Raw genomic sequence first — 12,217 nt, forward strand, 5'->3', positions numbered from 1 at the left:
ACGTCCGGTTCGTCACGCCACCCGGCGGCCCGCGTACTCCTTGACCTCGATCATCGGCGGCCGTTCCTCGGTGTCGACGGCGTACGTCCGCGGCACGAAGCCGTCCGGGCCCCGCTCGAACTGCGTCAGTTCCGGCCGTACGAGGTGCCCGCGCGACAGACGCAGTTGCGCCGTCCGGTAGATCGCCGCGGCCATCCGGCCGAGCGCCTGACCGTCCTGGTGCCGATGCACCCGTACGCCGACGTCCACCTGGGCCAGCGCGTCCAGTCCGACCGTGTGCAGCGCGTCCACCAGCAGCCCCAGCTCGACGCCGTAGCCGACGGGGAACGGCAGCCGCTCCAGCAGCGACCGGCGCACCGCGTACTCGCCGCCCAGCGGCTGGACGAAGCCCGCCAACCGCGGCCAGTGCAGGTTGAGCAACGGGCGGGCCACCAGCTCGGTGACCCGGCCGCCCTGGCCGGGCGCGTCACCGAGCGGGCGGTCGTACATCGCCTTCACGAACTGCACCTCGGGATCCGTCAGCAGCGGGCCGACGATCCCGGACACGAAGGAGGCCGAGAAGTCACGCAGGTCGGCGTCCACGAAGCAGACGACGTCGCCGGTCGTGGCCAGCAGCGAGCGCCACAGCACCTCGCCCTTGCCGGGCAGGGCCGGCATCCGCGGCAGGATCTCGTCGCGGTGCACCACGCGGGCGCCGGCCTTCGCGGCCACCTCGGCCGTCCGGTCGCGGGAGCCCGAGTCGACGACCACCAGCTCGTCCACCAGCGGCGTCCCCGGCCCCTCGATCAGCTCGCGGCGGATCACCTCGACGATCTCGCCGACCGTGGCTTCCTCGTCGAGCGCGGGCAGCACCACACTGACCGTGGTGCCCGCCGCCCGTTTCCGGTCGAGCAGCTGGTCGAGCGGTCGATCGGCAGCGGACCAGGAGCGCTCGGCCAGCCAGCGCTCCACCTCTTCCAGCACTTTCGGCACTCCCTGATGGGTCGGTCGATCGTCGGCGGTTTGGGGCGAAATGTGATCCATCTCGCCGTTCGGACGGCTGTCTCAACCGCCCGGGGCTTCGGTTACAGTCTTGAACAACGCGATGGACCACCGCATGCCGGGGGTCCGCGTGTACAAACGCCCGGGCCCGCCATGGAGTGCGTCACCCGGTGCCATACCGCTCATCCAGAGGGGCAGAGGGACACGGCCCGTTGAAGCCCCGGCAACCCTCCAGTCGGTCTCGCGATCACGCACATCCGCTGCGTCAGCGAGGTCCCCGGCTAGGGAAGGTGCCAATTCCGTCTCATGGCGAAGTGCGCCATGGGGAAGATGAGGAGAAAGGGCCTCGCCATCATGGCTGCACAGACCGTCGCAACCTCTGCCGAAACCGTAGATCTCGGACCCGCCACCGGCCTTTCCTGCCGCGAGTGCGCCACCCGCTTCGAACTCGGTCCGATCTTCGCCTGCGCCGAGTGTTTCGGACCGCTCGAAGTCGCCTACGACCTGCCGACCGGTGACCCCGAGGCGCTGCGCGCCGCGATCGAGGCCGGTCCGAACAACATCTGGCGCTACGCGCCGCTGCTGCCCGTCCCGGCGGACGTGGCCTCCAAGCCGAGCCTGAACCCCGGCTTCACCAAGCTCGTGGACGCCGAGAACCTGGCCAAGGAGCTGGGCGTCACCGGCAAGCTCTACGTCAAGGACGACTCCGGCAACCCGACGCACTCCTTCAAGGACCGCGTCGTCGCCATCGCCGTCGAGGCCGCCCGCGCCTTCGGCTTCACCACCCTCTCCTGCTCCTCCACGGGCAACCTGGCCGGAGCCGTCGGCGCCGCGGCCGCCCGCGCCGGCTTCCGGTCCTGCGTGTTCATCCCGCACGACCTGGAGCAGGGCAAGGTCGTCATGGCCGGTGTCTACGGTGGCGACCTGGTCGGCATCGAGGGCAACTACGACGACGTCAACCGCTTCTGCTCCGAGCTCATCGGCGACCCGCTCGGCGAGGGCTGGGGCTTCGTCAACGTCAACCTGCGCCCGTACTACGGCGAGGGCTCCAAGACCCTCGCGTACGAGATCTGCGAGCAGCTCGGCTGGCGGCTGCCCGACCAGATCGTCATCCCGATCGCGTCCGGCTCGCAGCTGACGAAGATCGACAAGGGTCTCCAGGAACTGATCAGGCTCGGCCTGGTCGAGGACAGGCCGTACAAGATCTTCGGCGCCCAGGCCGAGGGCTGCTCGCCCGTCTCCACCGCCTTCAAGGCCGGCCACGAGGTGGTCCGCCCGCAGAAGCCGAACACCATCGCCAAGTCCCTCGCGATCGGCAACCCGGCCGACGGCCCGTACGTCCTGGACATCGCCCGCCGCACCGGCGGCTACGTGGAGGACGTCAACGACGAGCAGGTCGTCGAGGCCATCAAGATCCTCGCGCAGACCGAGGGCATCTTCGCCGAGACCGCGGGCGGCGTGACCGTCGGCGTGACGAAGAAGCTCATCGACAACGGGCAGCTCGACCCCGCGCTGACCACGGTCATCCTGAACACGGGTGACGGTCTCAAGACCCTGGAGGCGGTGGCCGCGGACAGCGGGCAGACCGCCACCATCCGCCCGAGCCTGGACGCGTTCCGCGCCGCCGGCCTGGCCTGACCCTCCCCCGTACTCCGGAAAGGCAGTAGCGCCATGAGCGTCAACGTCCGCATCCCCACCATCCTGCGCACCTACACCGGCGGCCGGGCCGAGGTGTCCGCCGAGGGCGCGACCCTCTCCCAGGTCATCGAGTCCCTGGAGAAGAGCCACCCGGGCATCGCCGCCCGCGTCCTGGACGACCAGGGCAAGCTGCGCCGCTTCGTGAACGTCTACGTCAACGACGACGACGTGCGCTTCGAGGGCGGGCTGCAGACGGCGACGCCCGACGGCGCCGGCATCTCGATCATTCCGGCGGTCGCGGGCGGCTGCTGACCCGTCCGGACTTCCGCCGACGGACTTCCGCGGGGACTTCCCCCGAGGGTCGTGCGTCGACAAGAGCAAACCGAATTGCCCCTTCCGCCGATAAGCGGAGGGGGCAATTCTGGTTGATTGGGCGCGGTAGAGTTGGGGAAGTCCCCTCCGCCGTACTTGCCCGCCGCATATGAGCGGGCCGCCGGATGGTTGACATTGAGTCAACATGCAAGCGCCGTATGGGGCTTTGGTGCCGAATGTCAGGCCCGAGTTGCCCGGCCATATGCCAAATTTTCACTCTATTTCAATGTTTCCTTGTGTCCTGAATTCTCGTCGGAATGACCTGTTGCACACAGCACTGGTGCGGATACATTCAGCCGCGGTCGAGGCGTTCCGGCGCAAGTTCTGACCCGGGTCCGCGAAGTGCGGTCCTGCGCAAGGGCCAGTAATAGGGGAGTTAGGCATGGCTCAGGGCACCGTCAAGTGGTTCAACGCGGAGAAGGGCTACGGCTTCATCGCGGTCGACGGTGGTGCGGATGTGTTCGTCCACTACAGCGCCATCCAGATGGACGGGTACCGCACCCTTGAAGAGGGTCAGCGGGTCGAGTTCGAGATCTCGCAGGGCCAGAAGGGTCCGCAGGCGGACATGGTCAAGCTCGCACTCGGCTAGTCCCGGCGCGATCGACCACCGACGTACAGACAACGAGGGGCCCACATCCTGGACAAGGGATGTGGGCCCCTCGTGCGTGACCCCGTCCGACCGGCGCGTTCGCGGGGTGTTGCCCGAAGCCGCTTGCACTCGCGGGGGTCGAGTGCTAATCATTGGCGTTAGCACTCTCCAGGTGAGAGTGCTACTCAACGAGGACCGGGCCGGTGAGGCTCGCAGGGTCCGGCGGGAAGGAACCGCCGGGCTCGCTGGCCGTCCGTCGCGGGCGCGGGCGCGGTCCGGAGCAATCCACCCCTGTCCGGGAGGACCACTTCAGATGGCCAAGATCATTGCGTTCAACGAGGAGGCCCGGCGCGGTCTCGAGCGTGGGATGAACCAGCTCGCCGACGCCGTCAAGGTCACCCTTGGCCCCAAGGGTCGCAACGTCGTCCTTGAGAAGAAGTGGGGCGCCCCCACGATCACCAACGATGGTGTCTCCATCGCCAAGGAGATCGAGCTCGAGGACCCGTACGAGAAGATCGGCGCCGAGCTGGTCAAGGAAGTCGCCAAGAAGACGGACGACGTCGCCGGCGACGGTACGACCACCGCCACCGTGCTCGCCCAGGCTCTCGTACGCGAGGGTCTGCGCAACGTGGCCGCCGGCGCCAACCCGATGGCCCTCAAGCGTGGCATCGAGAAGGCCGTCGAGGCCGTCTCCGCCGCCCTGCTCTCGCAGGCCAAGGACGTCGAGACCAAGGAGCAGATCGCCTCCACGGCCTCCATCTCCGCCGCCGACACCCAGATCGGCGAGCTCATCGCCGAGGCGATGGACAAGGTCGGCAAGGAAGGCGTCATCACCGTCGAGGAGTCGCAGACCTTCGGTCTGGAGCTCGAGCTCACCGAGGGCATGCGCTTCGACAAGGGCTACATCTCGGCGTACTTCGCCACCGACATGGAGCGCATGGAGTCGTCCCTCGACGACCCGTACATCCTGATCGTCAACTCCAAGATCGGCTCGGTCAAGGACCTGCTGCCGCTCCTGGAGAAGGTCATGCAGTCCGGCAAGCCGCTGCTGATCATCGCCGAGGACGTCGAGGGCGAGGCCCTGTCGACCCTGGTCGTCAACAAGATCCGCGGCACCTTCAAGTCCGTCGCCGTCAAGGCCCCGGGCTTCGGTGACCGTCGCAAGGCCATGCTCGGTGACATCGCCATCCTCACGGGCGGCACGGTCATCTCCGAGGAGGTCGGCCTCAAGCTGGAGAACGCCGGTCTCGACCTGCTCGGCCGCGCCCGCAAGGTCGTCATCACCAAGGACGAGACCACCATCGTCGACGGTGCCGGTGACAGCGACCAGGTCCAGGGTCGCGTCAACCAGATCCGCGCCGAGATCGAGAACTCCGACTCGGACTACGACCGCGAGAAGCTCCAGGAGCGCCTCGCGAAGCTGGCCGGCGGCGTGGCCGTCATCAAGGCCGGCGCCGCGACCGAGGTCGAGCTCAAGGAGCGCAAGCACCGCATCGAGGACGCCGTTCGCAACGCGAAGGCGGCCGTCGAAGAGGGCATCGTCGCCGGCGGTGGCGTGGCCCTCCTCCAGGCCTCCGCGGTCTTCGAGAAGCTGGAGCTCACGGGTGACGAGGCCACCGGCGCCAACGCCGTGCGCCTGGCCCTGGAGGCCCCGCTGAAGCAGATCGCCGTCAACGGTGGTCTCGAAGGCGGCGTCGTCGTCGAGAAGGTGCGCAACCTGCCCATCGGTCATGGCCTGAACGCCGCGACCGGCGAGTACGTCGACATGATCGCCGAGGGCATCATCGACCCGGCGAAGGTCACGCGCTCCGCGCTGCAGAACGCCGCGTCGATCGCCGCGCTGTTCCTGACGACCGAGGCCGTCATCGCCGACAAGCCCGAGAAGGCCGGTGCCCCCGCGGGCGGCGGCATGCCGGGCGGTGACATGGACTTCTGATCCGCCTCCGGCAGATCGGCAGTTCCGTTCGCGTTCCGAAGGCGGCACCCCGCGGGGGTGCCGCCTTCGGGCGTTCCGCGGGGCGGACGCGGGGGCGTCGGGAGCGCCGCGGGTGGTTGACTGGACGGATGACTGACGTGTTCATCAAGATCTGTGGGTTGCGGACCGCGCGGGACGTCGACACCGCCGTCGATGCCGGGGCCGACGCCGTCGGGTTCGTCTTCGCGCCCGGCAGCCCGCGTACGGTCGACGCCGCCGGCGCGCGCGAGCTCGCCGCCCGGGTGCCGGCCGGGGTCCTCACGGTCGGGGTGTTCCGCGGGCAGTCGGTGGAGGAGGTCGGGCGGCTGACGCGGGAGAGCGGGGTGCGCTCCGTACAACTGCACGGTGACGAGGGGCCCGAGTACTACGAGGAACTGCGCGCGGAGGGCCGGACGCTGATCCGCGCGACGGCCGCCGCCGTCGCCGCCGCGGGGGAGTACGGCGAGGACCTGCTGCTGATCGACGCACCGGACCCGGGCTCGGGCAAACCGTGGAACTGGGGCTCGGCGGAGTTCACCGCACCCGAGGGACGCTGGCTCCTGGCGGGCGGGCTGACCCCGGGCACCGTGCGCGAGGCGCTGGTGACCACCGGGGCGTGGGGCGTGGACGTGTCCAGCGGGGTGGAACGGGAGCGCGGGGTCAAGTCCCCGGAGCTGATCCGTGCGTTCATCGAGGCCGCGCGGGGCTGACCCGAGGCGGCGCACCCCGGCGCAGACCGTTGCCGAACGAAGTCACGTGATTACTCTCGGCAAGATTCATGTGTGCGGGTACAGGTCGGATGGGCATGCCACAGGCATGGACACGGACATGTTCGGATGGTTGCGGCGCCTGACCCGCCGCCTCGCCCCAGGGGACGGAGGCGGTGGCGCCGCGGTGTACTCGCCGCGCCGCGCCCCCGCCTTCACCGCCGACTTCGCCTCGCCCACCCAGTGGATCGCCGGCCGCTCCTGGGCCTATCCCAACGGCGGCCCGGTCAATCCGGGCGACAACAAGCTCGACCACCTCGTCTCCGACCCCTCCTACAGTCGCGGTGGCGTCTTCCGGGCCACGCGACGCCTCGACGGCAACTGGGACGCCGGGCTGCTCACCACGGAGGGCAGCGACGAAGGCTTCATGGTGCGCACCGGCGACGTCCTGGAGGCGCGGGTGAAGCTGCCGGCGGAGCGCGGTGCCTGGCCCGCCATCTGGACCTGGCGCGACGGCGGCCAGGAGATCGACGTCTTCGAGTACCACCCCGACAACCCCGACCTGCTGGAACTGTCCAACCACGTCCGGGACGCGCACCGCTACCACCGTGACCCGTCGGTGCGGCCCGGCGCGTGGCTCGACCTGAAGGTCGAGTTCGGGCGGAACTCGGTCGTCTGGTGGGTCAACGGGGCCCGCGTCTTCAGCGACGGACGGGGCGTGGGCCGCTCCTGGCGCGCGTACCTCATCGTCAACCTGTCGGTGTGCGCGGGCCGGTACCACCCGGCGCCCGACCCCGGGGCCAGGGAGATGTCGTACGAGGTGTCCCAACTGCGGGTGTACCGGGGCTAGGACCTCGCGGTGTCGGTCGGGGGTCGGGGGAGACCCCCTGACGGCGGGGTTTCGGCTCAGGCGTCCGTGCGCAGGCGGGCGTGCAGGTGCTCGTCGTGCCATCCGTCCGCGTGGAGGAGGGCGCCGCGCATGGTGCCCTCCAGGGGGAAGCCCGCCCCGGTCGCGACGCGGCACGAGGCCGGGTTGGCCACGGAGTGGGTGATGCGCACGCGGTGCAGGCCCAGTTCCTCGAAGGCCCAGCGGCCGACGCGTTCCGTCGCCGGGACCATGGCCCCCTTGCCGCGGCCCTCGGGCAGCAGCCAGTACAGGATCTCCCCGCTCCCGCCCGCCAGGTCGAGGTCCCCGATGCCGATCAGGCCGACCGCCGGGGCGTCCCCGGGGGCGACGGCCCAGATCGCGGCCTGCTCGTTCTGCCAACGGGACCGGAACACGGCGACCTTCGCGACGGCCTCCGCTTCCGTCATGGGGACGGTTCGGTTCCAGTGCACGATGTCCGGGTCCAGGCCGGCGGCGGTCAGGGCGGGCGCGTCCGACGGTTCCCAGGGACGCAGGCGCAGACCGCCGGGAAGCTCGAACGAGGGCTGCGTCAGGCCGCGCAGCCGGCCGGGCGGGACCACGGCGGGTATCGATTCGATCATCGGCCCATGATGCCGCCCGGACGGGCCCGGCGGGTGCGTGGGGTTGGTGCGGGGTCAGTGGGTGGGCGCGGGGACGGGTGTCGGGGTGTCCTGGGGGGTGGGCGCCGGTTCGGTGTCGGGTTCCGGGGAGGTGTTCAGGTCGGTCAGCATCTGCCGGGTGAAGCCGAAGAAGTACGTCGCGACGAAGCCCACCAGGTAGCCGACGGCCAGTCCGCCGGCGTAGATCGCGATGGTCGCGCCCATCCCGGCCGTGCCGTCGAGCAGTGGGAACAGGGCCCAGCCGGACGGGCCGATCGCGGTGGAACCGAACGACGAGCCCAGCTGGTTGAGGAGGCCGACGAAGGCCCCGCCGGCCGCGCCGCCCACGCAGGCGGTGACGAAGGGGCGGCCCAGCGGCAGCGAGACACCGTAGATCAGCGGCTCGCCGACGCCCAGGAAGCCGGCCGGGAGCGCCGACTTGATGGTCGTGCGGATCGACCGGTTGCGCGGGAGCCGGTAGTACACGGCGATGGCCGCGCCGACCTGGCCCGCGCCCGCCATGGCGAGGATGGGCAGCAGGACGGTGTGTCCGGACTGCTGGATGAGGGTGGTGTGGATCGGGATCAGGGCCTGGTGGAGGCCCAGCATCACCAGCGGCAGGAAGAGCCCGCCGAGGACGAGGCCCGCGAAGGCGCCGCCGGTGGCGAGCAGCCAGTTGGCGAAGGAGCCGATCGCCGTGGAGACCTCGCCGGCGAGGAACATCAGGCCGTAGAGGGTGACCAGGCCGGAGACCAGCACGGTGAGCGTCGGGGTGACCAGGACGTCCAGCGCCTCGGGGACCCACTTGCGGCACCACTTCTCCACCTGGACGGCGAGCAGGGCCGCCGCGAGCGCGCCGAGCACACCGCCCTGTCCGGGGGAGAGCTGCTGGCCGAACGCGTCGATCTTCGCGACGCCCGGGAAGACGATGATCGCGGCGACCGCGCCGCCGAGGATCGCGGTGCCGCCGAACTCCTTCGCGGTGTTGTAGCCGACGAACACCGCGATCAACGACATGAACCCGGACGCGATGGCCGCCAGGGCCGGGACGACCGTCGGCAGCCATCCCGCGTTCGTCAGCACGCCGTTCAGGCCGGCGATGATGCCGCAGCCGATCAGCGCGGGGATCAGCGGGACGAAGATGTTCGCGATCCGGCGCAGGAACAGTTTGAACGGCGTGGAGTTCCGCGCCGTGCGCGCGTCCTTCATCGCCGCGCCCTGGGCGGCCAGTTCGTCCGCCGTCACGGGGGCGGGCGGGACGGCCGCCGAGCGGCCCTCCTCCACCAGCGCCTCGAACTCGGGCGTCACCCGGGCGACGGTGCCCGGGCCCAGGACGATCTGGTACGTGTCGTCCTCGACCACGCCCATCACGCCGGGCACGGCCTTGAGGGCCTCGTCCCGGACCAGGGAGCGGTCGCGCAGGCCGATGCGCAGACGCGTCATGCAGTGCGCGATGGAGGTGATGTTGTCCGGGCCGCCGACCAGAGGAAGGATCGCGGCGGCCGTGGCGCGGTTCTTGTCAGTGGACATCGTGGTGTTCGCCTTGCTGCCGGGGGTCAGCGGGTCTGGGTGAGGGCGGCCCGGAGGTGGCCCTGGGAGGTGGTGAGGAGTGCGGCCGCGGTGGGGCCGTCGACCCCGCCGAGGATGACGAGGACGGCGTTCTTGACCTCGCCGTCGGTGGCGGTCAGCGCGGCCTCGATCTCCGTGTCGGACGCGCCGGTGGCCAGGGCGACGATGCGGCGGGAGCGGGCGCGCAGCTTCTCGTTCGAGGCGCGCACGTCGACCATGAGGTTCCCGTACGTCTTCCCGAGACGGATCATCGTCACGGTCGAGAGGAGGTTCAGTACGAGCTTCTGCGCGGTGCCCGCCTTCAGGCGGGTGGAGCCGGTGAGCAGCTCGGGTCCCACGACCACCTCGATGCCGTGCTCGGCGGCGGCGGCGAGCGCGGAGCCGGCGTTGCAGGACAGTCCGACGGTGAGCGCGCCGCGTGCGCGGGCGAACTCGACCGCGCCGACGGCGTACGGGGTGCGGCCGGAGGCGGAGATGCCGACGACGGTGTCGTCGGCGCTCAGCCCGAGGGCGGTCAGGTCCTCGGCGGCCAGTTCCTTGGAGTCCTCGGCGCCCTCGACGGCCTTGACCATCGCGGACGGGCCGCCCGCGATCAGGCCGACGACCTGGGACGGGTCCGTGTTGAAGGTGGGCGGGCACTCGCTGGCGTCCAGGACGCCCAGCCGGCCGGCGGTGCCGGCGCCCGCGTAGATCAGCCGGCCGCCGCGGGCCATCCGGGGGGCGATGTCGTCGACGGCCGCGGCGATCCCCTCCAACCGGCCGGCGACGGCGGCCGGGACGCCGGCGTCCTCGGCGTTCATCACGCGGGCGATCTCAAGGGTGGACAGCCGGTCGATCTGGGCCAGTTCGGGGCGGAAGGCCTCGGTGGTCAGGGTGTCGAGCTGGGCGCGGAGTTCGGAGTGCGCGGTCATGGGCGGGGGGCTCCTAGCGGGTGGTGCGCCTACTGGTGGGGGCGGTGGCGGAGTGTCGGGGCGCGAGCGCCTCGTAGGAGGCGGCCAGGGCGGGCGCCGCGGTCTCGTACGTCTGCTGCGCGACCCCGACGAACAGGCAGTCCACGACGAGCAGCTGACTGGTGCGGCTGGACATGGCCGCCGGGCGCAGCCGGCTCTCGCGGGCGGCGGAGGTGGCGAGCACGTGATCGGCGTAGTGGGCGACGGGTGCGCCGGGGCGGCCGGTGACGGCGATGGTCGTCGCGCCGCGTTCGAAGGCCCGGCGCAGCGGCTCGATCACGTCCCCGGTGGTGCCGGAGTGGGTGATGGCGACGGCGACGTCGCCGGGGCGCAGCAGGACGGCGTTGGTCACGGCGAGGTGGGGGTCGGTGTGGGCGTGCGCGATGAGGCCGATGCGCAGCAGTTTCTGTGCGAGGTCCTGGCCGACGAGGGAGGACGCGCCGACGCCGTACACGTCGATGCGGCGGGCGGTCGCGAGCGCGGTGACGGCCGCGGCCAACTGTCCGAGGTCGAGGCCGGCGGCGGTGTCGGCGAGGGTCTGCGCCTCCTCGTGCGCGAGTTTCGCGACGACGTCGGCGATCGGGTCGTCGACCGCTATGTCCACGGTGACGGCGGGGGCCGCGCCGGACTCCTGCTGCGCGGCGAGCGCGGCGAGGGCCAGGCGCAGGTCGCGGTAGCCGGGGTAGCCGAGGAGGCGGGCGGTGCGGACGACGGTGGCCTCGCTGGTGCCCGTGTGCGCGGCGAGGGCGGAGACGGTGAGCCTGGCGCAGCCGGCCGGGTCGGAGGCGACGGCCTCGGCGACGGCCTGCATGGAGCGGGTCATGTGCGGTCCGAGGCTGCGGACGCGGGCGCGGAGGGCGGCCGGGGCGGGGGCCTCGACGGGGACGGCCGGGGTGGGGGCGTCGGTGGGCGTGCCGGTGCCGGTGCCGGTGCCCGTGGTCGTACCGGTGCCCGTCGTCGTACCGGTGTCGGTGCGGGCCCCGGTACTGGAAGTTTCTTTCACGTTCTCGCTCACACTTGAAATCTATTTTCAGGCAGGGGCGCGGGTCAAGACGCCATGAGGCCCCGGTTCCGCGGGACTTCCGCGACCGGGGCCGCGGGCCTTCGGTCCGCTTTGTCCGGGGGCCTTCGTTCCGGGGCCGTCGCGGGTTCACAATGGGCGCATGGACCACGCGACCCCCCTGGAGCAGGCGCTGCACGCCGCCCGTGCCCTCGTACTGACCGATCTCGTCGCGGGCGACGTCGCCGAGGCCGATGTCGTCTCCCTCGTGGAGGACGCCGTCACGCACCGGCGCTGGTGGGTGGAGCAGTGGCCCGAGGGCGTCGACTTCCTCGCCGGCCTCGTCGCCCAGGACGTCCAGGACGCGCTGTTGGAGAAGTACGGCCGCTGGCCCCTGTGCCCCGTCTGCACGCACGGCGACCCGCACGCGCTGGACGTCGAACCGGAACTCGGGCCCGACCCGCACTGGGTGTGCTCCGAGGCGGGCGTCCGGGTGGCGGCCGTCGGCGGGCTCGCCCCCGTCTTCGGCCGGCGGTGAGCCGCCGGTGACGGTGTACATCGATCCGCCGACCTGGCCGGGGCACGGCCGGATGTGGTCACACCTGGTCAGCGACGTCTCGTACGAGGAACTCCACGCCTTCGCCGCGATGATCGGCTGCCCGCCCAGGGCTTTCGAGCGGGACCACTACGACGTGCCCTCGTACCGGTACGCGGACGCGGTCGGGGCGGGCGCGGTGGAGATCGGCAGCAAGGAACTCGTCCGCCGGCTGACATCGGCGGGCCTGCGCCGCCCGAAGGGACGCCCGGCGTAGGTCGTCCGGCGTGCTGCCCGCGCGGGGGCGGTCGCGGCGCGCGAGTGGCCCGGAGGCAGGGGCGTGTTTCCCGCCGCCCCGAGGGGACATCGAGGCCATCCCGGGGCATCGCGGGCAGGGCGCGGTCGCGCCGCTGACC

General features: G+C 71.3%; 13 protein-coding genes and 1 riboswitch. Of the genes, 8 read left to right on the forward strand and 5 right to left on the reverse strand.

Going from position 1 to position 12,217, the window contains the following annotated elements; translation table 11 throughout:
- Nucleotides 1-12 precede the first annotated feature (12 nt).
- The gene (locus OHA84_RS20345; RefSeq protein ID WP_053681126.1) at nucleotides 13-963 is read right to left on the reverse strand and encodes a glucosyl-3-phosphoglycerate synthase; all 951 of its coding nucleotides are present in this window, start codon (nucleotides 961-963) and stop codon (nucleotides 13-15) included.
- A 197-nt stretch (nucleotides 964-1,160) separates the two neighbouring features.
- A riboswitch (SAM riboswitch) is annotated at nucleotides 1,161-1,318 on the forward strand.
- 17 nt (nucleotides 1,319-1,335) lie between these two features.
- Between OHA84_RS20345 and thrC the strand changes: the two genes are divergently transcribed.
- The 6 genes from thrC to OHA84_RS20375 all read left to right on the forward strand — a co-directional run bounded on the left by thrC (nucleotide 1,336) and on the right by OHA84_RS20375 (nucleotide 7,091).
- Entirely contained in the window at nucleotides 1,336-2,619 is a 1,284-nt protein-coding gene (thrC, locus tag OHA84_RS20350) for a threonine synthase (RefSeq protein WP_053681124.1), read from the forward strand.
- 33 nt (nucleotides 2,620-2,652) lie between these two features.
- Nucleotides 2,653-2,931, forward strand: coding sequence for a MoaD/ThiS family protein (locus OHA84_RS20355; RefSeq protein WP_053681121.1), 279 nt, complete (start codon nucleotides 2,653-2,655; stop codon nucleotides 2,929-2,931).
- 442 nt (nucleotides 2,932-3,373) lie between these two features.
- Entirely contained in the window at nucleotides 3,374-3,580 is a 207-nt protein-coding gene (locus OHA84_RS20360; RefSeq protein ID WP_030009783.1) for a cold-shock protein, read from the forward strand.
- A 313-nt stretch (nucleotides 3,581-3,893) separates the two neighbouring features.
- On the forward strand, nucleotides 3,894-5,516 hold the full coding sequence (gene groL, locus OHA84_RS20365; RefSeq protein ID WP_053681120.1) for a chaperonin GroEL: 1,623 nt from the start codon (nucleotides 3,894-3,896) through the stop codon (nucleotides 5,514-5,516).
- Between the two features lie 128 nt (nucleotides 5,517-5,644).
- Entirely contained in the window at nucleotides 5,645-6,244 is a 600-nt protein-coding gene (locus tag OHA84_RS20370; RefSeq protein WP_266970385.1) for a phosphoribosylanthranilate isomerase, read from the forward strand.
- A 106-nt stretch (nucleotides 6,245-6,350) separates the two neighbouring features.
- Entirely contained in the window at nucleotides 6,351-7,091 is a 741-nt protein-coding gene (locus OHA84_RS20375; protein WP_266970383.1) for a family 16 glycosylhydrolase, read from the forward strand.
- A gap of 56 nt (nucleotides 7,092-7,147) precedes the next feature.
- Here OHA84_RS20375 and OHA84_RS20380 read toward each other — a convergent pair whose 3' ends face one another.
- The 4 genes from OHA84_RS20380 to OHA84_RS20395 are packed head-to-tail and all read right to left on the reverse strand — an operon-like array spanning nucleotide 7,148 to nucleotide 11,281.
- Complete coding sequence (locus OHA84_RS20380; RefSeq protein ID WP_053681116.1) at nucleotides 7,148-7,729, reverse strand: GNAT family N-acetyltransferase; 582 nt, start codon at nucleotides 7,727-7,729, stop codon at nucleotides 7,148-7,150.
- Nucleotides 7,730-7,783: 54 nt separating this feature from the next.
- Nucleotides 7,784-9,277 (reverse strand): PTS transporter subunit EIIC, encoded by a 1,494-nt coding sequence (locus OHA84_RS20385; RefSeq protein WP_266970382.1) that lies wholly within the window; start codon nucleotides 9,275-9,277, stop codon nucleotides 7,784-7,786.
- Between the two features lie 26 nt (nucleotides 9,278-9,303).
- Nucleotides 9,304-10,227, reverse strand: a complete 924-nt coding sequence (gene murQ, locus OHA84_RS20390; RefSeq protein ID WP_266970380.1) for an N-acetylmuramic acid 6-phosphate etherase — start codon at nucleotides 10,225-10,227, stop codon at nucleotides 9,304-9,306.
- A 13-nt stretch (nucleotides 10,228-10,240) separates the two neighbouring features.
- Complete coding sequence (locus OHA84_RS20395; protein WP_266970378.1) at nucleotides 10,241-11,281, reverse strand: MurR/RpiR family transcriptional regulator; 1,041 nt, start codon at nucleotides 11,279-11,281, stop codon at nucleotides 10,241-10,243.
- Nucleotides 11,282-11,429: 148 nt separating this feature from the next.
- Between OHA84_RS20395 and OHA84_RS20400 the strand changes: the two genes are divergently transcribed.
- Together OHA84_RS20400 and OHA84_RS20405 are read left to right on the forward strand one after the other, a co-directional pair.
- Nucleotides 11,430-11,804, forward strand: a complete 375-nt coding sequence (locus OHA84_RS20400) for a hypothetical protein (RefSeq protein ID WP_053681111.1) — start codon at nucleotides 11,430-11,432, stop codon at nucleotides 11,802-11,804.
- A gap of 7 nt (nucleotides 11,805-11,811) precedes the next feature.
- A complete protein-coding gene (locus OHA84_RS20405) occupies nucleotides 11,812-12,078 on the forward strand; it encodes a DUF4031 domain-containing protein (RefSeq protein WP_053681110.1) in 267 nt (88 codons plus the stop codon).
- Nucleotides 12,079-12,217: the final 139 nt, after the last annotated feature.

The organism is Streptomyces sp. NBC_00513, from assembly GCF_041431415.1.
In the GTDB taxonomy this organism is placed as follows: domain Bacteria; phylum Actinomycetota; class Actinomycetes; order Streptomycetales; family Streptomycetaceae; genus Streptomyces.